19 protein-coding genes and 2 tRNA genes are annotated in these 25,232 nt (G+C 64.4%); 16 read left to right on the top strand and 5 right to left on the bottom strand.

From position 1 onward, the window contains the following. Positions 1–14 precede the first annotated feature (14 nt). The 5 genes from hflK to V9K84_RS19470 all read left to right on the top strand — a co-directional run bounded on the left by hflK (position 15) and on the right by V9K84_RS19470 (position 6,994). The gene (gene hflK, locus V9K84_RS19490) at positions 15–1,181 is read left to right on the top strand and encodes an FtsH protease activity modulator HflK (protein ID WP_043863533.1); all 1,167 of its coding nucleotides are present in this window, start codon (positions 15–17) and stop codon (positions 1,179–1,181) included. Next, positions 1,181–2,050 carry a protease modulator HflC gene (gene hflC / locus V9K84_RS19485; protein WP_043863532.1) on the top strand — a complete coding sequence of 290 codons (870 nt, stop codon included), beginning with the start codon at positions 1,181–1,183 and terminating at the stop codon, positions 2,048–2,050. The genes hflK and hflC overlap by 1 nt, the downstream gene beginning before the upstream one ends. A gap of 278 nt (positions 2,051–2,328) precedes the next feature. Further along, positions 2,329–3,516, top strand: coding sequence for an ATP phosphoribosyltransferase regulatory subunit (locus V9K84_RS19480; protein WP_043863531.1), 1,188 nt, complete (start codon positions 2,329–2,331; stop codon positions 3,514–3,516). A 54-nt stretch (positions 3,517–3,570) separates the two neighbouring features. Beyond that, positions 3,571–4,860, top strand: a complete 1,290-nt coding sequence (locus tag V9K84_RS19475) for an adenylosuccinate synthase (protein WP_058541589.1) — start codon at positions 3,571–3,573, stop codon at positions 4,858–4,860. Positions 4,861–5,059: 199 nt separating this feature from the next. After that, entirely contained in the window at positions 5,060–6,994 is a 1,935-nt protein-coding gene (locus V9K84_RS19470) for a methyl-accepting chemotaxis protein (RefSeq protein WP_043863529.1), read from the top strand. Positions 6,995–7,078: 84 nt separating this feature from the next. Here V9K84_RS19470 and V9K84_RS19465 read toward each other — a convergent pair whose 3' ends face one another. From V9K84_RS19465 to V9K84_RS19450, 4 genes are all read right to left on the bottom strand, one after another. Then, positions 7,079–8,644: an iron ABC transporter permease gene (locus tag V9K84_RS19465; protein WP_088514718.1), complete on the bottom strand. Its 1,566-nt coding sequence runs from the start codon at positions 8,642–8,644 to the stop codon at positions 7,079–7,081. After that, complete coding sequence (locus V9K84_RS19460; protein ID WP_088514719.1) at positions 8,644–9,657, bottom strand: extracellular solute-binding protein; 1,014 nt, start codon at positions 9,655–9,657, stop codon at positions 8,644–8,646. The genes V9K84_RS19465 and V9K84_RS19460 overlap by 1 nt, the downstream gene beginning before the upstream one ends. Positions 9,658–9,879: 222 nt before the next feature. Continuing rightward, positions 9,880–9,966: transfer RNA gene (locus V9K84_RS19455), tRNA-Leu, on the bottom strand. Positions 9,967–10,049: 83 nt separating this feature from the next. After that, a tRNA-Leu gene (locus tag V9K84_RS19450) sits at positions 10,050–10,136 on the bottom strand. A gap of 264 nt (positions 10,137–10,400) precedes the next feature. Here V9K84_RS19450 and rnr point away from each other — a divergent pair. The 11 genes from rnr (at position 10,401) to azu (ending at position 24,313) form a co-directional block, all read left to right on the top strand. Then, positions 10,401–13,040 carry a ribonuclease R gene (gene rnr / locus V9K84_RS19445; protein ID WP_058541588.1) on the top strand — a complete coding sequence of 880 codons (2,640 nt, stop codon included), beginning with the start codon at positions 10,401–10,403 and terminating at the stop codon, positions 13,038–13,040. Beyond that, on the top strand, positions 13,037–13,789 hold the full coding sequence (gene rlmB, locus V9K84_RS19440) for a 23S rRNA (guanosine(2251)-2'-O)-methyltransferase RlmB (RefSeq protein ID WP_043863525.1): 753 nt from the start codon (positions 13,037–13,039) through the stop codon (positions 13,787–13,789). Before rnr ends, rlmB begins: the two co-directional genes overlap by 4 nt. A gap of 264 nt (positions 13,790–14,053) precedes the next feature. Continuing rightward, a complete protein-coding gene (gene rpsF, locus V9K84_RS19435) occupies positions 14,054–14,479 on the top strand; it encodes a 30S ribosomal protein S6 (protein WP_043863524.1) in 426 nt (141 codons plus the stop codon). Between the two features lie 28 nt (positions 14,480–14,507). After that, complete coding sequence (rpsR, locus tag V9K84_RS19430; protein WP_003171373.1) at positions 14,508–14,738, top strand: 30S ribosomal protein S18; 231 nt, start codon at positions 14,508–14,510, stop codon at positions 14,736–14,738. Positions 14,739–14,774: 36 nt separating this feature from the next. Continuing rightward, a complete protein-coding gene (locus V9K84_RS19425) occupies positions 14,775–15,665 on the top strand; it encodes a hypothetical protein (RefSeq protein ID WP_043863523.1) in 891 nt (296 codons plus the stop codon). A gap of 21 nt (positions 15,666–15,686) precedes the next feature. After that, the gene (gene rplI, locus V9K84_RS19420; protein ID WP_043863522.1) at positions 15,687–16,133 is read left to right on the top strand and encodes a 50S ribosomal protein L9; all 447 of its coding nucleotides are present in this window, start codon (positions 15,687–15,689) and stop codon (positions 16,131–16,133) included. 110 nt (positions 16,134–16,243) lie between these two features. Continuing rightward, a complete protein-coding gene (gene dnaB / locus V9K84_RS19415; protein WP_043863521.1) occupies positions 16,244–17,641 on the top strand; it encodes a replicative DNA helicase in 1,398 nt (465 codons plus the stop codon). 101 nt (positions 17,642–17,742) lie between these two features. Further along, on the top strand, positions 17,743–20,046 hold the full coding sequence (locus V9K84_RS19410; RefSeq protein WP_043863520.1) for a YgiQ family radical SAM protein: 2,304 nt from the start codon (positions 17,743–17,745) through the stop codon (positions 20,044–20,046). A gap of 151 nt (positions 20,047–20,197) precedes the next feature. After that, positions 20,198–22,669, top strand: a complete 2,472-nt coding sequence (locus tag V9K84_RS19405) for a circularly permuted type 2 ATP-grasp protein (RefSeq protein WP_088514720.1) — start codon at positions 20,198–20,200, stop codon at positions 22,667–22,669. Beyond that, the gene (locus V9K84_RS19400) at positions 22,669–23,571 is read left to right on the top strand and encodes a transglutaminase family protein (RefSeq protein WP_088514721.1); all 903 of its coding nucleotides are present in this window, start codon (positions 22,669–22,671) and stop codon (positions 23,569–23,571) included. The genes V9K84_RS19405 and V9K84_RS19400 overlap by 1 nt, the downstream gene beginning before the upstream one ends. 295 nt (positions 23,572–23,866) lie before the next feature. Further along, on the top strand, positions 23,867–24,313 hold the full coding sequence (gene azu / locus V9K84_RS19395) for an azurin (RefSeq protein ID WP_043863517.1): 447 nt from the start codon (positions 23,867–23,869) through the stop codon (positions 24,311–24,313). Positions 24,314–24,404: 91 nt separating this feature from the next. Here azu and nadE read toward each other — a convergent pair whose 3' ends face one another. Beyond that, complete coding sequence (gene nadE / locus V9K84_RS19390; protein WP_043863516.1) at positions 24,405–25,232, bottom strand: ammonia-dependent NAD(+) synthetase; 828 nt, start codon at positions 25,230–25,232, stop codon at positions 24,405–24,407.

The following is a 25,232-nucleotide window of genomic DNA, read 5'->3' as shown; positions in this document are numbered from 1 at the left end:
AGATGGAGAGCGCTATGGCTTGGAATGAGCCGGGTGGCAACTCGAACAATCAGGATCCTTGGGGTGGGCGCCGTGGTGGCGGCGACAAGAAGGGACCACCGGATCTCGACGAGGCCTTCCGCAAGCTGCAGGATAGCCTGAACGGCATGTTCGGCAGTGGCAAGAAACGGGGCGGCGACAGCGGCTCCGGCAAGGGTGCCGGTTTCGGTCTGCTGGGTATCGGCCTGGCCGTACTGGCGGCCATATGGCTGTACAGCGCCGTGTACGTGGTGGACGAACAGGAGCAGGCCGTGGTGCTGCGCTTCGGCAAATACTACGAAACCGTAGGGCCGGGCCTGAACATCTACTTCCCGCCGATCGATCGCAAGTACATGGAGAACGTCACCCGCGAGCGTGCTTATACCAAGCAGGGCCAGATGCTGACCGAAGACGAGAACATCGTCGAAGTGCCGCTGACCGTGCAGTACAAGATCACCAACCTGCAGGATTTCGTGCTGAACGTCGATCAGCCTGAAGTCAGCCTGCAGCACGCGACCGACAGTGCCCTGCGCCACGTGGTAGGTTCCACCTCGATGGACAAGGTGCTGACCGAAGGTCGTGAGCAGATGGCCGTGGAAATCAAGGAGCGTCTGCAACGCTTCCTCGACACCTACCGCACCGGCATCACCGTGACCCAGGTCAACGTGCAGAGCGCGGCAGCCCCGCGTGAAGTGCAGGAAGCCTTCGACGACGTGATCCGTGCCCGTGAAGACGAGCAGCGTGCGCGCAACCAGGCCGAGTCCTACGCCAACGGCGTGGTGCCGGAAGCCCGTGGTCAGGCGCAGCGCATCATCGAGGATGCCAACGGCTACCGCGATGAAGTGGTCTCGCGTGCCAAGGGTGAGGCCGACCGCTTCACCAAGCTGGTGGCCGAGTACCGCAAGGCTCCAGAGGTGACCCGTCAGCGTCTGTACCTGGACACCATGCAGGAAGTGTATAGCAACACCAGCAAGGTCCTGGTATCCGGCAAGGACGGTCAGAGCAACCTGCTCTACCTGCCGCTGGACAAGATGATCGACAGCCGCCGCAGTGGCAGCACCCCGGTCACCAGCGTCACGCCGTCGGCCAATGACGCCGCCAACCGTGCCGCCGCAGACCTGCAACAGCAACAGCGCGAGACGCGCTCCAGGGAGAGCCGCTGATGAGCAATAAATCCCTGATCGCCGTGATCGTCGCCGTGGTGCTGGCGATCGTCGCCTGGAACAGCTTCTACATCGTGGCCCAGACCGAACGCGCCGTGCTGCTGCAATTCGGCCGTGTGGTACAGGCCGATGTGCAGCCTGGCCTGCATGTGAAGGTTCCCTACGTCAACCAGGTGCGCAAGTTCGACGCGCGGCTGATGACCCTTGACGCACCGACCCAGCGGTTCCTGACCCTGGAGAAGAAAGCGGTGATGGTCGATGCCTACGCCAAGTGGCGCGTGCAGGACGCCGAGCGTTTCTACACCGCGACTTCGGGCCTCAAGCAGATCGCCGACGAACGTCTGTCGCGCCGTCTGGAAAGCGGCCTGCGCGACCAGTTCGGCAAGCGCACCCTGCATGAGGTGGTATCCGGTGAACGTGACGCGCTGATGGCTGACATCACCGCTTCGCTGAACCGCATGGCCAGCAAGGAGCTGGGCATCGAAGTGGTCGACGTTCGCGTCAAGGCCATCGACCTGCCCAAGGAAGTGAACCGCAGCGTGTTCGAACGCATGAGCACCGAGCGTGAGCGTGAAGCTCGCGAGCACCGCGCCAAGGGTAACGAGCTGGCCGAAGGCATCCGTGCCGACGCCGATCGTCAACGCCGCGTGTTGCTGGCCGAAGCCTATCGCGAGTCGGAAGAAACCCGTGGTGATGGTGATGCCCAGGCAGCAGCCATCTACGCCAAGGCCTATGGCCAGGACCAGGAGTTCTACGCGTTCTATCGCAGCCTGAAGGCCTACCGCGAGAGCTTCGCCGACAAGAGCGACGTGCTGGTGCTGGACCCGAGCAGCGAGTTCTTCCGCTTCATGGGCAAGACCAAACCGTAAGCATGCACACCCCGCCCGGCGGCTAAAACGTCGGGCGGGGTGCCTCCCGCGAGAAAACGGGTGTATGATGCGGCAGCCGGGAAATTCCCGGCTTTTTTGCGTCTGCAAGATCGATTGGCCTTTATCGGGCCCGGGCTTGTGGCGCACTTCAGGTTTTACGAGGGTATCGGCACTGCGGTTTCGCTGGAATCAGCGCTGCCCGTCATTGTGTGCCGATAGCTGCTTCACTCAAGGCTCGCCCGCGGGCAGGCCGCCCGGACCATAGGGGAAATGGCGTAATGGCAACGGTAGACCGCTGGCTGCTGCCAGATGGCATCGAAGAAGTACTGCCACCTGAGGCGGCGCGCATCGAGATCGCGCGTCGTCAGGTGTTGGACCTGTTCCAGAGCTGGGGTTACGAGTTTGTCGTGACCCCGCATATCGAGTACCTGGAATCGCTGCTCACCGGTGCCGGCCAGGACCTGGATCTGCGCACCTTCAAGGTCATCGACCCGCAATCCGGGCGGCAGATGGGCTTTCGGGCCGACATCACGCCACAGGTGGCGCGCATCGACGCGCACACCCTGCGCCGTGAAGGGCCGAGCCGCCTGTGCTATGCCGGCAGCGTGCTGCACGCCTTGCCACGTGCGCTGTCGACCTCGCGCAGCCCGATTCAGCTGGGCGCCGAGCTGTATGGCGATGCCAGCCCGGTCAGCGACGTCGAGGTCATCAGCCTGATGCTGGCCATGCTGCAACTGGCCGACGTGCCGGATGTGCACATGGACCTCGGGCATGTCGGTATCTACCGCGGCCTGGCCCGTGCGGCCGGCCTGTCGGGCGCGGTCGAGCAGCAGTTGTTCGACGCCCTGCAGCGCAAGGCCATCGACGAAGTGATCGAGCTGACCGCCACGCTGCCGGCTGACCTGGCCGGCATGCTGCGTTCGCTGACCGAGCTGTGCGGTGGGCGCGAAGTGCTCGAGCAGGCACGTGTGCGCCTGGGCCGTGCCCCGGCCGCAGTGCTGGCGGCGCTGGATGACCTGATGGCGATCGCCGAGCGCCTCGCCACGCGTTACCCCGAGCTGCCGCTGTATTTCGACCTGGGCGAGTTGCGCGGCTACCACTACCACACCGGTGTGGTGTTTGCCGCCTTCGTGCCAGGCGTCGGCCAGTCGATCGCCCAGGGCGGTCGCTATGACGACATCGGAGCGGACTTTGGCCGGGCACGCCCGGCTACCGGTTTCTCCACGGATTTGAAGACCCTGGTCACACTGGGGCGAGCCGAGGTGGTGTTGCCGTCTGGCGGGATCTGGATGCCCGACAGCAGCGATGCAGCACTTTGGCAGTTGGTCTGCCAATTGCGCAGTGAGGGCCAGCGGGTGGTTCAGGCCTTGCCTGGGCAGCCGCTGACCGCCGCCGTCGAGGCGGATTGCGATCGGCAATTGATTCAGCAAAACGGGCTTTGGCAGGTTCTGCCGCTGGCCATTTGAGATTCCACGCCGGCACGAGCCGGCGCCAAGTTTGCGCGAATGAGGACAAGTGTTATGGGTAAGAATGTCGTAGTCCTGGGCACCCAGTGGGGTGATGAGGGCAAAGGCAAGATCGTCGATCTGCTGACCGAACATGCTGCCGCCGTAGTGCGCTACCAGGGTGGCCACAACGCCGGCCACACCCTGGTGATCGACGGTGAGAAGACCGTGCTGCACCTGATCCCCTCGGGCGTGCTGCGCGAAGGCGTGCAGTGCCTGATCGGCAACGGTGTGGTGGTTGCTCCCGACGCCCTGCTGCGCGAGATCACCAAGCTGGAAGAGAAGGGCGTACCGGTGCGCGAGCGCCTGCGCATCAGCCCGTCCTGCCCGCTGATCCTGTCCTTCCACGTGGCCCTGGACCAGGCCCGCGAAAAGGCCCGTGGCGAGCTGAAGATCGGCACCACCGGTCGCGGCATCGGCCCGGCCTACGAAGACAAGGTTGCGCGTCGTGGCCTGCGTGTGGGCGACCTGCTCAACATGCCACGCTTCGAAGACAAGCTGCGCGAGCTGGTGGACTACCACAACTTCATGCTGGTGGGTTACTACAAAGAGCCGGCCATCGAGTTCGAAAAGACCCTGGCCGAGTGCAAGGAATACGCCGAACTGCTCAAGCCGCTGATGCTGGACGTGACTGCCGAGCTGCACGACCTGCGTCGCGCCGGCAAGGACATCATGTTCGAAGGTGCCCAGGGTTCGCTGCTGGACATCGACCACGGTACCTACCCCTACGTGACCAGCTCCAACACCACCGCCGGTGGCGTTGCGACCGGTTCGGGCGTTGGTCCGATGTTCCTGGACTACATCCTGGGCATCACCAAGGCCTACACCACCCGCGTGGGTTCGGGCCCGTTCCCGACCGAGCTGTTTGACGACGTTGGTGCGCACCTGGCCAAGCAGGGCCACGAATTTGGCGCAACCACCGGTCGTGCCCGTCGTTGCGGCTGGTTCGACGCCGTCATCCTGCGTCGCGCCATCGACGTGAACAGTATCTCGGGCATCTGCCTGACCAAGCTGGACGTGCTCGATGGCCTGGAAACCATCAACATCTGCGTCGGCTACAAGGACGCAGAGGGCAAGGACGTTGCCCCTACCGACGCCGACAGCTACGTGGGCCTGCAGCCTGTGTACGAAGAAGTGCCGGGCTGGAGCGAGTCGACCGTGGGCGCCAAGACCCTGGAAGAACTGCCGGCCAACGCCCGTGCCTACATCAAGCGTGTGGAAGAGCTGATCGGTGCGCCGATCGACATCGTCTCCACCGGCCCGGACCGCAACGAGACCATCGTGCTGCGCCATCCGTTTGCCTGATTCGCTGTAGGCAGTAAAGAACGCCGCTGTCCCTTCGGGTCAGCGGCGTTTTTTTTGGCCAGTTGGTGAAAGGGTCATAAAGGTCAGCCCTGGCTATGAATTTGACCGGTATGCCTGCTGCCCGGCACGGCCTTTGCTGTAAGAATCGTCCTATAAGGTGCCATCACTATAATGGCCCCGCGATACGGAGGGTTCTTGTGTGTCGGCCGTTCTCTCATTGTTACGAAGCCGCCTGTTGCGGCCTGTCTTTGTTGCGTTGGGTATCGCTCTTTTGGTGCAGGTGCTGGTTGCGGTCGCGCTGACGCGGAGCACGGTGACTGCGCTGGAGGCCGATCTGGGTAATCGCCTGGGTGCAGACAGCCAGAAACTGTCGGGTGAACTGGAACAAGCCGGGCGTGAGCTCAGCTCGGGCCTGGACAGCCTTTCGGCCAGTACCCGCCAGCGTTTGTCCGCCGGGCTATCCGCACGCCTTCAGGAGGAGCAGGCGCAACTGCGCGTCACCCTCGAAAAAAGCCTCAAGGAGTCGGCCAATCACATGGCCGAACTGCTGGCATCGGTTGCGCCACGGGCCATCTGGGATGACGACATACCGGCACTGTCGGAGTTTTCCCGGCGCGCCCAGCGCAATGCCAACGTGCTCTTCGTGGTCTACGACGATGCCCAGGGCCAGCACCTGACCCGCTACCTGAACCGGCAGAACCCGATCAACCAGGCCCTGATGGAAAAGGGCCAGGGCGAACGGGCGCTCGACAAGGTGCTGGATGCGGCGCGCAACGACCCGGCGGTGTACATGATCGAAGCCTCGATCAACCCCAACGGCACCGAGATCGGCAAGGTGGTGATGGGCGTCTCCACGGCGTCGGTCGACAACGAGCTCAAGGCGCTGGACGCGCGCTTCTCGGCGCTGATCGCCAGCGGCGACCAGTTGGTCGGCGACAGCCTGGTGGGCGCTGCGGCCGACAGCAACAAGGCCCTGAGCGCCCGCCTGCAGGCGGCCCAGGCCAGTGCTGCGGCGATGCAGGCCAACACCTCGCAGACCGTGCAGCAAGCAGCGGCGACCCTGCGCTGGAACATCGGCCTGGGGCTGGTGGCGGTGGGCTTCGGCGTATTGCTGGTGGTGGCCGTGGTACTCGGCCGGCGCGTGCTGAGCAAGCTGCGCCTGCTGATTGCCGCGCTCAACGACCTGGCGGCCGGCGACGGCGACCTGACCAAGCGCGTGCCGATCGACAGCCGAGACGAGATCGGCGACATGGCTGCAGCGGTCAACCAGTTCGTCGACAAGCTGCAGCCCATCGTGCGCGAAGCGGGCGAGGTGGCGCAGCGCACCGGGGTCGAGATCGGCACCATGGCGCAGAACAACGCGGGCGCCGATGCGGCGGCCGCTTCGCAGCGCGATGAGGTGGCCGAGAGCCTGCGTGCCCTGTCGAGCATGGCCGATGAAGCCCAGGCCGAAAGCCAGGCCATGCAGGCAGCGTTGCAGCAGGTGGTGGACATTCGCCAGGCCACCGACGAGAACAGCCGTACCTCGGCCCAGGTGGCCAAGCTGATCGAAGCGTTGGCCGGGCAGGTGGGGGCGGGCTCCAAGGTGATCGAGCGGCTGGCCGAGCAGAGCCAGCAGATCGAGGTGGTGCTGGAGGTGATCCACGGGATTGCCGAGCAGACCAACCTGCTGGCGCTCAATGCCGCCATCGAGGCGGCGCGGGCTGGCGAGACCGGGCGCGGGTTTGCCGTGGTGGCCGACGAAGTGCGGGCGCTGGCGAGCAAGACCCAGAGCTCGACCGGCGATATCCAGGCGCACATCGGTGCCTTGCAGCAGGGCGCGCGAGAGGCGGTGGCAGCCATCAGCCAGGCCGGGCGTCAGGCCAGCGAAGGCTTGACCGTGCTCAAGGACAACGCGCGCCTGCAGCAGTCGGTGCAGGTGTCGGTGGAGCAGGTGCATGCGGCGATCGGCCTGGCCACCCGGGCGGCCGAGCAGCAGGCGCAGGGGGCGCAGGCGGTGCGTGGGCGGGTCGAGACGATTCATGCCCAGGCCGAGCGTGCAGCGCAGGTGGTGATGCAGACCACGGCCAGCAGCAAGGTGCTGGATGACCTGGCGGCGCAGTTGAAGGCCAGCCTGGGGCAGTTCAGGGCGTGAGCCACGTTCGCCGGCAAGGCCGGCTCCTACAGGGTTTGCGTCGTCTGTAGGAGCCGGCCTTGCCGGCGAAGGACGCGTCGCGGTCTAGGCGCGGTTCAGGTACATCCGCGTCGTCAGCAGGTACACCGGCAACCCCGACACCACAATCAACAGCGCCGCATAGGGCGCCGCCGCCGCGAATTCGACGTTGGCGGTATGCGCCCACACTTCGGTCGCCAGCGTGGTCATGCCGGTGGGGCTGAGCAGCAGGGTGGCGGTCAGCTCCTTCATCGCATCCAGGAACACCAGCGCAAACGCTGCCGCCAGGGCCGGGAAGATGATCGGCAGGGTCACCTTGCAGAACGCCTTGAACGGCGTCGCGCCCAGGGTGCGCGCCGCCTCTTCCAGCTGTGGTGCGGCCTTGGTCAGCGCGGTACGCACCGGCGCCTGCGCCAGGGGCAAGAACAGCAGCGCATAGGCCAGCAACAGCAGGCCGGTGGTCTGGTACAGCGCCGGCACATAGTGCAGGGCGAAATACACCAGGGTCAGCGCAATCACCAGCCCCGGCAGCGCGTGCAGCAAGTAGGGCAGGCGCTCGGCCCAGATCGCCAGGCGGCCCTTGTAGCGCACCACCAGAAAGCTCACCGGTAACGCCAGCAGCAGGCTCACCCCCGCGCCGCCCAGTGCCAGCGACAGCGACGAGAATAGCGCCCGGCTGATGTCGGCCACCGGGAAGGCCGCCGACGATCCCACGCTCAGCCAGTAGCCCAGCATGCCCAGCGGGATGCCGCTGCCCAGCACTGCCAGCAGCAGGCAGCTCAACTGCCCCAGTATGCTCCAGCCACCCAGGCGGATCGGCTTGGCGCGGCGTGCCACGCCCTGGCCGATGCGCACGTGCCGCGCCTTGCCGCGTACCCGCAGCTCGAACCACAGCAGCAACAGGCACATGAACAGCAGCACCGCCGAGAGCATCGCCGCATTGGCGTTGCTGAACTCCAGCTCGAACTGCTGGTAGATCGCGGTGGTGAAGGTCTGCAGGCCCAGGATCGACAGCGCGCCGAATTCCACCAGCATGTGCAAGGCAATCAGCAGGCTGCCGCCCAGGATCGATGGCCACAGCAGCGGCAGGGTGACCCGGCGGAACACACCCCAGCGGTTGTAGCCCAGGGTGCGGGCCGATTCTTCAAGCGAGGTGTCGAGGTTGCGCAGGGTCGCGGCCACCGGCAGGAACACAAGTGGATACTTGGACAGCGCCATCACCAGGATCGCCCCGCCCAGCCCCTCGAAGCGCGGGCTCAGCGAGACCCAGGTGAAGCCGCTGACGAACGCCGGCACGGCAAACGGCAGGCACAGGATCACGCCCCACAAACGCCGCCCGCGCAGGTCGCTGCGCTCCAGCAGCCAGGCCAGGGCCAGGCCGACCACGGCGCAGGCCACGGTCACCCCGGCCATCAGCAGCAGGGTGTTCTTCATCAGGCCCCAGACGAAGGGCCGCCACAGCAGGTACAACGCCTCGCGCCAGCCGGCCTGCCAGGCCTTGAGGCCCACGTACAGCAACGGCAGCAGGCTCAGGCCCACCAGCAGCAGCACCGGTAGCACCACCCAGATCGAGGGGCGCTTGCGGCGCGGAACATAACGCGCCACAGACGGCGCAGGCAGCACGGCTTCCATCAGAGCAGGCCGACCTCGCGCTCAAGTTCCAGGGCTTCCTCGGCATTGCCCAGGTCGGCCGGGGTGATCTTCGGCGGGCGCAGGTCTTCGAACGGCTTCAGGCCCTGGTCCGAGACCATGCCCTTGTGCAGCGGATACTCGGCGGTGGTCTGGGTGATCACGCGCTGGCCTTCTTCGCTGGCCATCCAGGCGAGCAGGGCCTGGGCTTCCTTGGGGTGCTTGCTGGCCTTGACCGCCGCGGCGCTGGAGATGGTCACCAAGCCACCGACGTCGCCGTCGGCCAGGTAGTAGAGTTTGGAGTCCAGCTGGCCGCGCTCTTTCTTGAGGGCGTACCAGTAGTAGTTGTTCACCAGTACGGCAGCCACTTCGCCGTTTTCCACGGCCTTGAGGGCAACCATGTTGTTGGTGTAGGTCTTGCCGAAGGCTTTGAGGCCGGTCAGCCATTCTTCGGCCGCTTCACGCCCGTGCAGCTTGAGGATGGCCACGGCCTGTTCCTGGAACGCGCCGCTGGTGGGCACGAAGCCGACCTTGCCGTCCCACTCGGGGTCGGCGAAGTCCATCACCGATTGGGGCAGGTCTTTTTCGTCGATCACCTTGGGGTTGAAGGCCACCACGCGGGTGCGAGCGGTCACGCCCATCCAGGTGCCGTTGCTGGCCACGTATTCCTTTGGCAGCACTTGCAGGGTCGAATCGTCGATCTTGGCCAGCAGGCCCTTCTCGCCCAGGTTGTTCAGCGGCGGCGATTCTTCGGTATAGATGACGTCGGCCGGGGAGCGTGCGCCTTCTTCCTCGATCTGGCTGGCCAGCTGGTTGCTGCTGCCCTTGCGGATATTGATGTGAATGCCGGTCTTGGCCTCGTAGGCCTTGGCGATGGCTTCGCCGATTTCCTTGTGCTGGCCGTTGTACAGGGTCAGCGTCACAGGGTCGGCGGCCATGGCGGCGGGTGCTACGAGCACCAGGCTGAACACGGAAACGGCCAGGCCGCGCAAAATCGGGTTGATGCGGATCGTCATGCGGGTGGTTCCTCGCTTGCGGGCTACAAATCTTGAAACAATGATAAACGATATAGTTTCTCAAGTACGCCCGTGAGGAAAAATTCATGAGCTGACTATCGGTTAACTCACTTGATTTGTTGGGCAGGGCGGGGTGGCAACGCAGCGTCCGAATGTGCGGCAGTGAGGTGAGCTCGAATCGCAGGCATAAAAAAACCCGCTTTCGCGGGTTTCTCTAGAATATGGTGCCCAGAAGAAGACTCGAACTTCCACGACCGTAAGGTCACCAGCACCTGAAGCTGGCGTGTCTACCAATTTCACCATCTGGGCAAAGTTGAAGCATTGAAACATGAAACGGTGTAGCGTGTGTTGCGTAAATTCCAGACAGGCAAGCTAATCTGAAACTTGAAAATTGGTGCCCAGAAGAAGACTCGAACTTCCACGACCGTAAGGTCACCAGCACCTGAAGCTGGCGTGTCTACCAATTTCACCATCTGGGCATATCGTTGAGGCTTCATGATGCTTCACATCGCGCCGCTTCTCAACTATAACGACGCTGTCCGTCGTTGTGGTGCGCACTATACGGATGCCCTCGAAGGCTGTAAAGCCCCGTTCAGAAAAAATCTCAAAAATTTCAAGTCGTTGTTCCTTGGGCTGTTTTGGCATCACTCAAGGGCCCTGACGGGGCTGTCAAAGCCTCGGATTTCCGGTTTCAATACGGCTATGCCAAACTAACCCTATATAGACAAGGTGAACCCCTACTAATGGCCGATTGGCAGACCCTCGATCCCGAGGCCGCTCGTGAAGCGGAAAAATACGAAAACCCCATTCCTAGCCGTGAGCTGATCCTCCAGCGCCTTGACGAGCGCGGCTCTCCCGCCGCCCGCGAGCAACTGGTGGAAGAGTTCGGCCTGCAGACCGAGGACCAGATCGAGGCCTTGCGTCGCCGCCTGCGCGCCATGGAGCGCGACGGCCAGCTGATCTACACCCGGCGCGGCACCTATGCCCCGGTAGACAAGCTGGACCTGATCCTGGGTCGCATCTCGGGCCACCGCGACGGTTTCGGTTTTCTCGTCCCCGACGATGGCAGCGACGACCTGTTCCTGAGCCCGGCGCAGATGCGCCTGGTGTTCGATGGCGACCGAGCGCTGGCGCGCGTGTCCGGGCTTGACCGGCGCGGCCGGCGTGAAGGCGTGGTGGTCGAAGTGATCTCCCGTGCCCACGAAAGCATCGTGGGGCGCTACTTCGAGGAAGGCGGGGTGGGCTTCGTGACCCCCGACAACCCCAAGGTCCAGCAGGAAGTGCTGGTAACCCCGGGCCGCAATGCCGGCGCCAAGGTCGGCCAGTTCGTCGAGGTGAAGATCACCCACTGGCCGACCCAGCGCTTCCAGCCGCAGGGCGATATCGTCGAAGTGATCGGCAACTACATGGCGCCGGGCATGGAAATCGACGTGGCGCTGCGCAGCTACGACATTCCCCATGTATGGCCCGAGGCGGTCATCAAGGAAGCGCGCAAGCTCAAGCCTGAAGTCGAAGAGAAGGACAAGGAACACCGCATCGACCTGCGTCACCTGCCGTTCGTCACCATCGATGGCGAAGACGCACGGGACTTCGACGATGCCGTGTACTGCGAAAGCCTGGGCAAGCTGCGCCTGTTCTCCGGTGGCTGGCGCCTGTTCGTGGCGATTGCCGACGTGTCCAGCTACGTGCGCCTGGGCTCTGCCCTGGACAACGAAGCCCAGGTGCGCGGCAACTCGGTGTACTTCCCCGAGCGGGTGATCCCGATGCTGCCCGAGGAACTTTCCAACGGCCTGTGCTCGCTGAACCCGAACGTCGACCGGCTGGCGATGGTCTGTGAAATGACCATCAACAAGTCCGGCCAGATGGTCGACTACCAGTTCTACGAAGCGGTCATCCACTCCCACGCGCGCCTGACCTACAACAAGGTCAGCAGCATGCTCGAACATGCCCGTACCCGTGAAGGCAAGGCGCTGCGTGAGCAGTACAGCCACGTGGTGCCGGACCTCAAGCAGCTGTATGCGCTGTACAAGGTGTTGCTGGCGGCCCGTCACACCCGTGGCGCGATCGACTTCGAAACCCAGGAAACCCGCATCATCTTCGGTGCCGAGCGCAAGATCGCGGAAATTCGCCCGACCGTGCGCAACGATGCGCACAAGTTGATCGAAGAATGCATGCTCGCGGCCAACGTGGCGACGGCCGAGTTCCTCAAGAAGCACGAGATCCCTGCGTTGTACCGCGTGCACGACGGTCCGCCGCCGGAGCGCCTGGAAAAACTGCGCGCCTTCCTCGGCGAGCTGGGGCTTTCGCTGCACAAGGGCAAGGATGGTCCGTCGCCCAAGGACTACCAGGCGCTGCTGTCGCAGATCGCCGGTCGCCCTGACTTCCACCTGATCCAGACCGTGATGCTGCGCTCGCTGAGCCAGGCGGTGTACAGCGCCGACAACAACGGCCACTTCGGCCTGAACTACGAGGCGTACACCCACTTCACCTCGCCGATCCGGCGTTACCCCGACCTGCTGACTCACCGTGCCATCCGCAGCGTGATCCGTTCGCGCCAGGAAACCCCGCACGTCAAGCGGGCCGGCGCGATGAGCATTCCCAAGGCGCGCATCTACCCGTACGACGAGGCGGCCCTGGAGCAGTTGGGCGAGCAGTGCTCGATGAGCGAGCGACGCGCCGACGAAGCCACCCGCGACGTGACCAACTGGCTCAAATGCGAGTACATGAAGGACCGCGTGGGCGAAAGCTTCCCGGGTGTGATCACCGCGGTGACCGGTTTCGGCCTGTTCATCGAACTGACTGACATCTACGTCGAAGGCATGGTGCACGTCAGTGCCTTGCCGGGTGACTACTACCACTTCGACCCGGTACACCACCGCCTGGCGGGCGAGCGCACCGGTCGCAGCTTCCGCCTGGGCGACACGGTCGAAGTGCGCGTGATGCGCGTGGACCTCGAACAGCGCAAGATCGATTTCGAGATGGCCGAAAACACCCTGAATGCGCCGATCGGTCGCAAGCAGCGTGGTGCCGAGCCTGCCGCCAAGGGCAAGACGGGCGCTGCCCCGGCCAAGTCCAATGGTGCCGCCAAGCCCTACAGCGCGCCTGCCAAGGCCGCCAAGGTCGAAGCGGCGCCGGCCGAGCCGCCGCGTCGCAGCCGCAAGAACGAAACCTCCGAAGCCTATTTCCCGGCCGATGCCGCAGCCAAGAACGCCGAAGTGCGCAAGAGCCGGGAAATGAAGAAGGCGTTGCTGTCCGATGCCAAGAACGCCGTGGGCAAGCCTGCGGCCAAGGGCTCGAAGACGTCTTCGGAGAAACCGAGCAAGCACCGCAAGGGGCCGCCAAAAGCCGGTTCCGCTTCACGTAAACCCAAGGGCAAGTCATGAGTCAGCTGGAAAAGATCTACGGTGTGCATGCGGTGGAGGCCTTGTTGCGCCACCACCCCAAGCGGGTCAAGCAGATCTGGCTGGCCGACAGCCGCAGCGAGCCGCGCGTGCAGGCCCTGCTGGAGCTGGCCGCACAGAACCGAGTGACGGTCGGCCAGGCTGAACGCCGCGAGATGGACGCCTGGGTCGAGGGCGTGCACCAGGGCGTGGTCGCCGAGGTCAGCCCGAGCCAGGTGTGGGGCGAGGCGATGCTCGAAGAGCTGCTGGACCGCACCGAAGGCGCGCCGCTGATTCTGGTGCTGGACGGTGTGACCGACCCGCACAACCTGGGCGCCTGCCTGCGCACCGCCGATGCGGCCGGTGCGCTGGCAGTGGTGGTGCCCAAGGACAAGTCGGCGACCCTGACCCCGGCGGTACGCAAGGTGGCGTGTGGCGCTGCCGAGGTGATCCCGCTGGTGGCCGTGACCAACCTGGCGCGTACCCTGGAGAAGCTCCAGCAGCGCGGCCTGTGGGTGGTGGGCACGGCGGGGGAGGCCGAACAGGAGCTGTATCAGCAGGACCTGACCGGCCCGACCATCCTGATCATGGGCGCCGAGGGCAAGGGCATGCGCCGCCTGACCCGCGAGCACTGCGATTTTCTGGTGAAGCTGCCGATGGCCGGCAGCGTCAGCAGCCTGAACGTGTCGGTGGCCACGGGCGTGTGCCTGTTCGAGGCGGTGCGTCAGCGTCAGGCCAAGCGCAAGGCCTGATAAGGCGTTGCCACTTTCGCGGGTCAAGCCCGCCCCCACAGGGCTTTCGGTGGCCTGTGTGGGGGCGGGCCTGGCCCGCGATGCTTTCAAAGCTGTTCAAATAATCACCAATTGCCTTGCGTGCGCCCCGGCGCTTCTCTACAATTGCGCCCCTTGCCCCGCTGGCAGGCGCGCATGCGCCCACCGCACAAGGCAAGACAAACAGTGTCATTCACTCCTTGTCTGACCACCCTGGTGGCAGACTACAACCCGTAAGGAGCATTCATGCGTCATTACGAAATCATCTTTCTGGTCCACCCTGACCAGAGCGAGCAAGTCGGCGGCATGGTTGAGCGTTACACCAAGCTGATCGAAGAAGACGGCGGCAAGATCCACCGTCTGGAAGACTGGGGCCGTCGTCAACTGGCCTACGCAATCAACAATGTTCACAAGGCTCACTACGTGATGCTGAACGTTGAGTGCACCGGCAAGGCCCTGGCCGAGCTGGAAGACAACTTCCGCTACAACGATGCCGTGATCCGTAACCTGGTCATCCGTCGCGACGAAGCCGTTACCGGCCAGTCCGAGATGCTCAAGGCTGAAGAAAACCGCAGTGAGCGCCGTGAGCGTCGCGACCGTCCTGAGCACGCTGACAACGCCGAAGGCGATGACAGCGACAACAGCGACAACAGCGATAACGCTGACGAGTAATCCACGGACCTTTTGAGGAGCCTATTACATGGCACGTTTCTTCCGTCGTCGTAAATTCTGCCGCTTCACTGCTGAAGAAGTGAAAGAGATCGATTACAAAGATCTCAACACCCTGAAAGCTTATGTATCCGAAACCGGCAAGATCGTTCCAAGCCGTATCACCGGTACCAAAGCTCGTTATCAGCGTCAGCTGGCTACCGCTATCAAGCGCGCCCGCTTCCTGGCCCTGCTGGCCTACACCGACAGCCACGGCCGCTGAGACCGGGTCGTCGACAGGTAGCAAGGGATAAAGTGCATGCGAGCGTTAGCTGATTTCATCATGCGCGGTCGCGTGCAGGCCACTCTGGTAGTGGTCGGTTGTGCGGCATTGCCGCTGTTGTTCTGGTTGAGTGCCGCCGCCGGGAGCCTGGTGTTCCTGCGGCGCGGTTTCAAGGACGCCTCCGGGATCCTCGCCTGGGCATTGCTGCCCGCGCTGGTCTGGTGGTTCTTCGGTGAACCGCGCACCTTGATGGTGTTGCTGGGAACCTTCGGTCTGGCTGCGTTGCTACGCGCCGGACAGTCCTGGAGCCGGGTGCTGTTGTTCAGCATCGCCTGGGGCCTGGTGTATGGCGTCATCCTGGGTTCGGTGTTCCGCGAACCGATCGAAGCGCTGGCGCAGGTGCTTGAAAAAGCCCTGCCGCAGATGCTCGACGGTCTCTACCAGCAGTTGACGGTAGAAGAGCGGGCCCGCCTGGGGAGCGTGATCGCACCGGTGCTTACCGGCCTGATTGCGGCATTGCTGCAGGCAGTCAGTCTGCTGGCCCTGATGTTGGGTCGCTACTGGCAAGCCGCGTTGTACAACCCGGGAGGCTTTGGCAGCGAGTTTCGCGCCATACGGCTCCCGCTGGTACCGGCGCTGTTGCTGCTGGTGTGCATGCTGATAGCGCCGAATTTCGGCAGCGAACTGGCGATGTTGACACCGTTGTGCAGCGTACCGCTGGTATTCGCCGGGCTGGCCCTGATTCACGGGCTGGTCGCGCAGAAGCGCCTGGCCAGGTTCTGGCTGGTGGGGATGTACGTGACGCTGGTGCTGTTCATGCAGCTGATTTATCCGTTGCTCGTGGTTCTGGCCATTGTCGACAGCCTGATTGATTTTCGCGGTCGTTCTGCATCGAAAGATGCCGGTGACGCGAACGGTGAAGGTTAAAAGTTAAGAGGTTTATACCTAATGGAACTGATCCTGCTGGAAAAAGTCGCCAACCTGGGCAACCTGGGCGACAAGGTAAATGTTAAGGCCGGTTACGGTCGTAACTTCCTGCTGCCATTCGGCAAGGCTACCGCTGCGACCGCTGCCAACCTGGCTGCGTTCGAAGAGCGTCGCGCCGAGCTGGAAAAACTGGCTGCTGACAAGAAAGCTTCGGCTGAAACCCGCGCTGCCCAACTGGCCGAGCTGGAAGTGACCATCACTGCCACCGCCGGTGACGAAGGCAAGCTGTTCGGTTCGATCGGCACCCACGACATCGCTGACGCCCTGACCGCCTCCGGCGTTGAAGTGGCCAAGTCTGAAGTGCGTCTGCCGAACGGCACCATCCGCAACGTTGGCGAATTCGACGTAGCCGTGCACCTGCACAGCGACGTAGAAGCCACCGTTCGCGTGGTTGTCGTCGCAGCCTAAGCTGGACCAATCGACTGGCACCCTGGGTGCCAGCCGGTTAACATCGGGCACGATCCTGCATTGCAGGTCGTGCCCTTTGTCTTTTTCAACACCCTGATTCCCAAGTGGCCATGAACGAGATAACCGCCCCCGAGCAATATGATCTGCAAACCGCTGCCCTGAAGGTGCCGCCGCATTCCATCGAGGCCGAACAGGCTGTACTCGGTGGCCTGATGCTGGACAACAACGCCTGGGAGCGCGTGCTCGATCAAGTCTCCGACGGCGACTTCTACCGGCATGACCATCGCCTGATCTTCCGCGCCATCTACAAGCTCGCCGACCTCAACACCCCGTTCGACGTGGTGACGCTGCACGAGCAGCTCGACAAGGAAGGCCTGAGCTCTCAGGTCGGTGGCCTGGGTTACCTGGGCGAGCTGGCCAAGAACACCCCGTCGGTGGCCAACATCAAGGCCTATGCGCAGATCATTCGCGAGCGCGCCACACTGCGCCAGCTGATCAGCATCAGCAGCGAGATCGCCGACAGCGCGTTCAACCCCCAGGGCCGCAACGCCGCCGAGATCCTCGACGAGGCCGAACGGCAGATCTTCCAGATCGCCGAAGCACGGCCCAAGACCGGTGGCCCGGTAGGGGTCAACGAACTGCTGACCAAGGCCATCGACCGCATCGACACGCTGTTCAACTCCGACAGCGCCATCACCGGTATCTCCACCGGCTACACCGACCTGGACGAGAAGACCAGCGGCCTGCAACCGGCCGACCTGATCATCGTGGCCGGCCGTCCGTCGATGGGTAAGACCACCTTCGCCATGAACCTGGTGGAGAACGCCGTGTTGCGCAGCGACAAGGCGGTGCTGGTGTACTCCCTGGAGATGCCAGGCGAATCGCTGATCATGCGTATGCTCTCCTCGCTGGGGCGCATCGACCAGACCAAGGTGCGTTCCGGCCAGCTGGACGACGACGACTGGCCGCGCCTGACTTCGGCGGTCAACCTGCTCAATGACCGCAAGCTGTTCATCGACGACACCGCCGGCATCAGCCCGTCGGAAATGCGCGCACGTACCCGGCGCCTGGTGCGTGAGCATGGCGAGATCGCCATGATCATGATCGACTACCTGCAACTGATGCAGATCCCGGGCTCCAGCGGTGACAACCGTACCAACGAGATTTCCGAGATTTCGCGCTCGCTCAAGGCCCTGGCCAAGGAATTCAACTGCCCGGTCATCGCCCTGTCGCAGCTCAACCGCTCCCTCGAGCAGCGCCCCAACAAGCGCCCGGTGAACTCCGACTTGCGTGAATCGGGTGCGATCGAGCAGGACGCCGACGTGATCATGTTCGTGTACCGCGACGAGGTGTACCACCCCGAGACCGAGCACAAGGGCATCGCCGAGATCATCATCGGCAAGCAGCGTAACGGCCCCATCGGCTTCGTGCGCCTGGCGTTCATCGGCAAGTACACGCGCTTCGAGAACCTGGCACCGGGCAGCTACAACTTCGACGACGACGAATAAGGTGCCGATGGCCAATTCCGACTTCTGACGTCGGAATTGGTCAAAATTTGTGCTATATTCCGCGCCCGCGATTTCCCTGATACCAAGAACCGGTCACTGACATGCAAGCAGCCAAACCACTTTTCGACTATCCCAAGTACTGGGCCGAATGCTTCGGGCCAGCGCCATTCCTGCCGATGAGCAGGGAGGAGATGGATCAGCTCGGCTGGGATTCCTGCGACATCATCATCGTGACCGGTGACGCCTACGTCGACCACCCGTCGTTCGGCATGGCCATCATCGGCCGGCTGCTCGAAGCCCAGGGCTTCCGGGTGGGCATCATTGCCCAGCCGAACTGGCAGAGCAAAGACGACTTCATGAAGCTGGGCGAGCCGAACCTGTTCTTCGGTGTCGCGGCCGGCAACATGGACTCGATGATCAACCGCTACACCGCCGACAAGAAGATCCGCTCGGACGACGCCTACACCCCGGGCGGCCTGGCCGGCAAGCGCCCCGACCGTGCCAGCCTGGTCTACAGCCAGCGCTGCAAGGAAGCCTACAAGCACGTGCCGATCGTGCTGGGTGGCATCGAGGCCTCGCTGCGCCGCATCGCGCACTACGACTACTGGCAGGACAAGGTGCGGCACTCGATCCTGATCGACGCCTGCGCCGACATCCTGCTGTACGGCAACGCCGAACGCGCGATCGTCGAAGTCGCCCAGCGCCTGTCCTACGGCCACAAGATCGAAGACATCACCGACATCCGCGGCACCGCCTTCGTGCGCCGCGACACCCCGCAGGGTTGGTACGAAGTGGACTCCACGCGTATCGACCGGCCGGGCAAGGTCGACAAGATCATCAACCCGTACGTGAACACCCAGGACACCCAGGCCTGCGCCATCGAGCAGGAGAAGGGCCCGGTCGAAGACCCGCAGGAAGCCAAGGTGGTGCAGATTCTGGCCAGCCCGCGCATGACCCGCGACAAGACCGTGATCCGTCTGCCGTCCTACGAGAAGGTGCGCAGCGATGCGGTGCTGTACGCCCACGCCAACCGCGTGCTGCACCTGGAAACCAACCCGGGCAACGCCCGTGCGCTGGTGCAGAAGCACGGCGAGGTGGACGTGTGGTTCAACCCGCCGCCCATCCCGATGACCACCGAAGAGATGGACTACGTGTTCGGCATGCCCTATGCGCGCGTCCCGCACCCGGCGTATGGCAAGGAGAAGATCCCGGCCTACGACATGATCCGCTTCTCGGTGAACATCATGCGTGGCTGCTTCGGTGGCTGCACCTTCTGCTCGATCACCGAGCACGAAGGCCGCATCATCCAGAACCGTTCCCACGACTCGATCATTCGCGAGATCGAAGAAATCCGCGACAAGGTGCCGGGCTTTACCGGGGTCATCTCCGACCTGGGCGGGCCGACCGCCAACATGTACCGCATTGCCTGCAAGAGCCCGGAAATCGAATCTGCGTGCCGCAAGCCGTCGTGCGTGTTCCCCGGCATCTGCCCCAACCTGAACACCGACCACTCGGCGCTGATCCAGCTGTACCGCAGTGCGCGTGACCTGCCGGGGGTGAAGAAGATTCTGATCGCCTCGGGCCTGCGCTACGACCTGGCAGTCGAGTCGCCGGAGTACGTCAAGGAGCTGGTCACCCACCACGTGGGCGGCTACCTCAAGATTGCCCCGGAGCATACCGAGGAAGGCCCGCTGAACCAGATGATGAAGCCTGGTATCGGCAGCTACGATCGCTTCAAGCGCATGTTCGAGAAGTACTCCAAGGAGGCGGGCAAGGAGCAGTACCTGATCCCGTACTTCATCGCGGCGCACCCGGGCACTACCGACGAAGACATGATGAACCTGGCCCTGTGGCTCAAGGGCAATGGCTTTCGCGCCGACCAGGTGCAGGCGTTCTACCCGTCGCCGATGGCCTCGGCCACTGCCATGTACCACTCGGGCAAGAACCCGCTGCGCAAGGTCACCTACAAGAGCGACGCGGTGACCATCGTCAAGAGCGAGGAGCAGCGCCGCCTGCACAAGGCGTTCCTGCGTTACCACGACCCCAAGGGCTGGCCGATGCTGCGCGAAGCCCTGCAGCGCATGGGGCGTGCCGACCTGATCGGGCCGGCCAAGCACCAGTTGATCCCGCTGCACCAGCCGGCGACCGACAGCTACCAGAGTGCGCGGCGCAAGAACTCGACGCCGGCGGGCAGCCACAAGGTGGCCAAGGAAACCAAGATCCTGACCCAGCACACCGGCTTGCCGCCGCGTGCCAGCGACGGTGCCAAGCCGTGGGACAAGCGCGAGCAGGCCAAGGCGGCCGCCTTTGCGCGTAACCAGGAAGCGGCCAAGGCACGCAAGGACGCCGCCAAGGGTGGCAAGGGCAAGGGCAAGAAGACCCGCGAGCCGGTGTTGCCACGCTGATACGCGTCGCGTTCTTCACCGGCAAGGCCGGCTCCTGTACTGATCGTAGGAGCCGGCCTTGCCGGCGAAGAGGCCCCCGAGGCCACATCCATCCTTCTCCCCATCCCCGCCACACGCTACCCTGCATCACCTGCCGTCACCGAGCACGCCCATGGCTGACCCGCTGGCCTCACCAAGCCCTGCCTCCTACCACGAGATGTTCGCGGCGGATGGCAGCGTGCGCCCGCATTGGCAGCGCCTGCACCAGCACCTGCAACGCAGCGGCCCCACCCAGCTGGCCCAGCGCCAGGCCCAACTGGCGCGCCATCTGCAGGAAAACGGCGTCACCTACAACATCTACGCCGACCCCGACGGCACCGATCGCCCGTGGGAGCTGGACCTGCTGCCGCAGCTGATCCCCGCGCAGGAGTGGCAGGCGCTGGCGGCGGGCATCGCCCAGCGCGCGCACCTGCTCAACGCGGTACTGGCCGACATCTATGGCCCGCAGCGCCTGATCGGCGAAGGCCTGCTGCCGTCCGAGCTGGTGTTCGGCCACAACAATTTTCTCTGGCCGTGCCAGGGCATCACGCCGCCCGGCTCGACCTTCCTGCATGTGTACGCTGCCGACCTTGCCCGCGGCCCCGATGGGCGCTGGTGGGTCACCGCCGACCGCACCCAGGCGCCCTCCGGGGCCGGCTTCGCGCTGGAGAACCGCACGCTGGTCACGCGCACCCTGCCGGACCTGTACCGCGACCTGCACGTGCAGCACTTGGCCGGCTTCTTTCGCAACCTGCAACACAGCCTGCTGCGCCTGGCACCCAGCGGCCAGGAACCGCCACTGGTGGTACTGCTGACCCCGGGGCGCTTCAACGAAAGCTATTTCGAGCACCTGTTCCTCGCCCGCCAGCTGGGTTACCCACTGGTCGAAGGCAGCGACCTGACCGTGCGCGATGCCACGGTTTACCTCAAGACCCTGGGCGGGCTGCGCCGGGTGCACGCGATCATGCGCCGCCTGGACGACGATTTCTGCGACCCGCTGGAACTGCGTACCGACTCGGCCCTCGGCGTGCCCGGCCTGCTCGACGCGGTACGCCAGGGCCGCGTGCTGGTGGCCAATGCGCTGGGCAGCGGGGTGCTCGAATCTCCCGGCCTGCTCGGCTTTCTGCCGGCCATCAACCAGCACCTGTTCGGCGAGGCCCTGAGCCTGCCGTCGATCGCCACCTGGTGGTGCGGCGAGCCGCCTGCGCTGGAGCAGGCCCTGGCCAGGCTGCCGGAGCTGCTGATCAAGCCGGCGTTCCCCTCGCAGAGTTTCGCTGCGCTGTTCGGGCGCGACCTGGACGACGCGGCGCGCGATGCCTTGGCCGGGCGCATCCGTGCACGCCCGTATGCCTACGTGGCACAGGAACTGGCGCAGTTGTCCCAGGCACCGGTATGGCAGGGCACGCTGCAGGCGCGGCCGATCGGCATGCGGGTGTATGCGGTGGCCACCGCCGATGGCTACCGGGTGCTGCCCGGCGGCTTGACCCGGGTGGCCGCCCTGGCCGATGCCGAGGTGGTGTCGATGCAGCGCGGCGGGGCCAGCAAGGACACCTGGGTACTCGGCGAAGCGGCCCCGGTCGGCGAACAGTGGCAGGCCAGCCGCACCCTTGGCGTGGCCGATTTGATCCGCCAGGACCCGTACCTGCCGTCGCGGGTCGTGGAAAACCTGTTCTGGTTCGGCCGCTATTGCGAGCGCTGCGACACCAGCGCGCGCCTGCTGCGCATCCTGCTCAGCCGCTACCTGGATGGCGAACATCCGTCCACCTGGCAGGCGGCGGTGGCCCTGGCCGAAGAGCTTGAGCTGCTGCCCCCCGAGGGCACCCTGGCCGAGCGCCTGCGCGCTGCCTTGCTCGATGCCGACTGGGCGTTCAGCCTGCGCGCCAACCTGCAGCGCCTGCAATGGACCGCCGCCCAGGTGCGCGGCAAGCTCTCGCGGGAGAACTGGCAGGCGCTGGTGGAGTTGCAGCACGAAGCCCAGGCGCTGGGTGGGCAGACGGCGGACTTCGGCGAGCTGCTGGATTTTCTCAACCGCCTGGTGATGTCGCTGGCGGCGCTGTCCGGCTTTGCCCTGGACGACATGACCCGCGATGAAGGCTGGCGCTTTCTGATGATCGGCCGGCGCATCGAGCGCCTGCAGGGCTTGAGCCTGAGCCTGGCCAGTTTTCTGCGCGGCCCCGGCGCCTTCGACCAGGCAGGCCTGGAATGGCTGCTTGAACTGGGCAACAGCAGCATCACCTACCGCTCGCGCTACCTGGCGGTGGCGCAGTTGATTCCGGTGCTGGACCTGCTCCTGCTCGACCAGCAGAACCCCCATGCGGTGCTGTTCCAGCTCAAGCTGCTGGTGCGTGCCCTGGAGCGATCCAGCGATGAGTTCGGCAGCCCGCCAGACCCGACCCTGGTCCTGCTGGCCGAGCGCCTGTACCACTTCGACCTGGGCAGCCTGGAGCACGCGCTGTTCGGCAAGGCCAGCGTACGCGCGGTGCTCGATGGCCTGGCCGAGTTGCTGGGCGAGATCGCCAAGGCCAGCCTGCAGGCCTCCGAGCGACTGGCGCTGCGCCACTTCGTGCATGTCGATGACATCAGCCAGCAGACGGTGTCGGCCTGATGAGCGCGCGCTACCAGGTACTGCACGACACCCATTACCGCTATGACAGCCCGGTGTCCCTGGCCCAGCAACTGGTGCATCTGTGGCCACGGGCCTGTGCCTGGCAGCAGTGCGAAGACCGGCAATTGCAGGTCGACCCGCTGCCGACCCGGCGGCGCGACGAGCTCGACGGCTTCGGCAACCCGCTGACCCGGCTGGCGCTGGAGCGCCAGCATGATCAACTGCGCGTGGTGACGCGGGTGCAGGTGAACGTGCTGTCGCGCGCCGCGCCGGTGCTGGTTGCCTCGCCGCCGTGGGAACAGGTGTGCCAGGCGCTGGCGTATTCGGGGCAGGCGCTGACTGCGGCCACGCTGGAGGCGTGCCGCTTTTGTTTCGAATCGCCGTATGTGCGGCTGAAGCAGCGTTTCGTCGCGTTTGCCGAGCCGTGTTTCGCCCCGGGCCAGCCGTTGCTGCTGTGCGTGCAGGCCCTGATGCAGCAGATTTTCAGCCAGTTCACCTTCGATGCCGGTGCCACCCAGGTGGCCACCCCGCTGGTGGAGGTGCTGCAGCGTCGCCGCGGCGTGTGCCAGGACTTCGCCCACCTGATGCTCGCGTGCCTGCGCTCGCGCGGGCTGGCGGCGCGCTATGTCAGCGGCTACCTGCTGACGCGCCCGCCGCCCGGGCAGGCCCGGCTGATCGGGGCCGATGCCTCGCATGCGTGGGTGTCGGTGTATTGCCCGGTCAACGGCTGGGTGGATTTCGACCCCACCAACAACCTGCTGCCGGCGCTGGAGCACATCACCCTGGCCTGGGGCCGGGATTTTTCCGATGTGTCACCGCTGCGTGGGGTGATTCTGGGCGGGGGCAGCCATGACCCGCAGGTGCAGGTGACGGTGTTGCCGCTGGATGAAGGCCCGGCGTGACGGCCCATTACTCCGGGCGCGCGAATTCGACGTTGCTGCCAGTGGCACCGCAGGCATAGGCAGCCAGCAGGCTGCGCATCAGACTACCAAGGGACATGTCCTGTACTCCTAATTGAGAGGTTGTCTCATCGTCCCTGAATGGCGCATGATGGTCCCGCGGATTTTGTGTATACAATCCATAGCGAAAATTTACTACCAGCGCGCCTAACCTGCCCCTTGACTCATATCAGGCCGGTGGGGGACGCTCTGGGGCAGTATAGAAACGGATAAAAAACCCCTGCCAAGGAGATTCACGATGTTTGCCAAAGCTGTTGCGGTATCCCTGCTGACCCTCGCCAGTGCCCAGGTCTTCGCTGCCGATTGCAAGGTCACGGTCGATTCCACCGACCAGATGTCCTTCAACACCAAGGCCATTGAGATCGACAAGAGCTGCAAGACTTTCACCGTCGAATTGACCCACTCGGGCAACCTGCCGAAGAACGTCATGGGCCACAACCTGGTGATCAGCAAAGAAGCTGACATGCAGCCAATCGCCACCGACGGCCTGAGCGCCGGTATCGACAAGGATTACCTGAAGGAAGGTGATGACCGCGTGATCGCCCACACCAAGGTGATCGGTGCTGGCGAGAAGGACTCGGTGACCTTCGATGTTTCCAAGCTCAAGGCTGACGAGAAGTACGGCTTCTTCTGCTCGTTCCCTGGCCACATCTCGATGATGAAAGGCACTGTTACCCTGAAGTAACCTTGCCTGGTCTGGCCTCTTCGCCGGCAAGGCCGGCTCCTACCGGGTTTCGTGGATACCCGTAGGAGCCGGCCTTGCCGGCGAAGTCGTTTCAAGGGGCGAACGGCATCTCGCGCTTGTGATGCGTCTTCTCGTACGTGCGCCGGATGATCTCGAACGCTTCCTCGCTCACTGCCTCGCCGTGCAGAAACGCATCGATCTGCGCATAGGTCACCCCATGCGATGCCTCGTCCGGCTTGCCCGGCGCCAGGTCTTCCAGGTCGGCGGTCGGCACCTTCTCCACCAGTGATTCCGGCGCGCCAAAGCTGCGTGCGATGTCGCGCACCTGATGTTTCACCAGCCCGCTCAACGGTGCCAGGTCGCAGGCCCCGTCACCGAACTTGGTAAAGAACCCCATCACCGCCTCGGCCGCGTGATCCGTGCCGATCACCAGCCCGCCACGTGCCCCGGCAATGGTGTACTGCGCCACCATGCGCATGCGCGCCTTGGTGTTGCCCACCACGAAATCCACCAGCGCCGGCTTGCCATCCCTGAGCGCCTCGACCTCGGCCGCCAGCGCCTGCACCGCCGGCGCGATGTTCACCGTATGGCATTCGTCGGGCTGGATGAAATCGATGCACGCCTGGGCGTCATGCTCGTCATGCTGCACCTGGTACGGCAGGCGTACGGCGATGAAGCGGTAATGCACATCGCCCGTCTGTTCGCGCAGCTCGTTGATCGCGCGCTGGGCGAGCAGGGCGCCGGTCAGCGAGTCGACACCACCGCTGATGCCCAGCACCAGGGTCTTGAGCCCGGCGTTCTTCAGGCATTGCTGGATGAAGGCCACGCGCCGGGCCTTCTCGGCCTCGAGCGCGGCCGCGTCGGCGAACGGCGGCTGGACCTTGAGCTGCTGCGCAATCTCTCGCTGGACGGCTTGCAT

This window comes from Pseudomonas sp. AE27 (assembly GCF_037113495.1).
Taxonomy (GTDB): domain Bacteria; phylum Pseudomonadota; class Gammaproteobacteria; order Pseudomonadales; family Pseudomonadaceae; genus Aquipseudomonas; species Aquipseudomonas palmensis.
This window is presented reverse-complemented; position numbering and strand designations above follow the sequence as displayed.

Bases quoted from the DNA above. Each gene is read 5' to 3' on its own strand.
- V9K84_RS19405 (WP_088514720.1), top strand. From the start codon at position 20,198: ATGGCTGACCCGCTGGCCTCACCAAGCCCTGCCTCCTACCACGAGATG.
- V9K84_RS19475 (WP_058541589.1), top strand. From the start codon at position 3,571: ATGGGTAAGAATGTCGTAGTCCTGGGCACCCAGTGGGGTGATGAGGGC.
- rpsR (WP_003171373.1), top strand. From the start codon at position 14,508: ATGGCACGTTTCTTCCGTCGTCGTAAATTCTGCCGCTTCACTGCTGAA.
- azu (WP_043863517.1), top strand. From the start codon at position 23,867: ATGTTTGCCAAAGCTGTTGCGGTATCCCTGCTGACCCTCGCCAGTGCC.
- V9K84_RS19460 (WP_088514719.1), bottom strand. From the start codon at position 9,657: ATGACGATCCGCATCAACCCGATTTTGCGCGGCCTGGCCGTTTCCGTG.
- dnaB (WP_043863521.1), top strand. From the start codon at position 16,244: ATGAACGAGATAACCGCCCCCGAGCAATATGATCTGCAAACCGCTGCC.
- V9K84_RS19400 (WP_088514721.1), top strand. From the start codon at position 22,669: ATGAGCGCGCGCTACCAGGTACTGCACGACACCCATTACCGCTATGAC.
- V9K84_RS19480 (WP_043863531.1), top strand. From the start codon at position 2,329: ATGGCAACGGTAGACCGCTGGCTGCTGCCAGATGGCATCGAAGAAGTA.
- V9K84_RS19410 (WP_043863520.1), top strand. From the start codon at position 17,743: ATGCAAGCAGCCAAACCACTTTTCGACTATCCCAAGTACTGGGCCGAA.
- nadE (WP_043863516.1), bottom strand. From the start codon at position 25,232: ATGCAAGCCGTCCAGCGAGAGATTGCGCAGCAGCTCAAGGTCCAGCCG.
- hflC (WP_043863532.1), top strand. From the start codon at position 1,181: ATGAGCAATAAATCCCTGATCGCCGTGATCGTCGCCGTGGTGCTGGCG.
- rlmB (WP_043863525.1), top strand. From the start codon at position 13,037: ATGAGTCAGCTGGAAAAGATCTACGGTGTGCATGCGGTGGAGGCCTTG.
- rnr (WP_058541588.1), top strand. From the start codon at position 10,401: ATGGCCGATTGGCAGACCCTCGATCCCGAGGCCGCTCGTGAAGCGGAA.
- V9K84_RS19465 (WP_088514718.1), bottom strand. From the start codon at position 8,644: ATGGAAGCCGTGCTGCCTGCGCCGTCTGTGGCGCGTTATGTTCCGCGC.
- hflK (WP_043863533.1), top strand. From the start codon at position 15: ATGGCTTGGAATGAGCCGGGTGGCAACTCGAACAATCAGGATCCTTGG.
- V9K84_RS19425 (WP_043863523.1), top strand. From the start codon at position 14,775: ATGCGAGCGTTAGCTGATTTCATCATGCGCGGTCGCGTGCAGGCCACT.
- rpsF (WP_043863524.1), top strand. From the start codon at position 14,054: ATGCGTCATTACGAAATCATCTTTCTGGTCCACCCTGACCAGAGCGAG.
- rplI (WP_043863522.1), top strand. From the start codon at position 15,687: ATGGAACTGATCCTGCTGGAAAAAGTCGCCAACCTGGGCAACCTGGGC.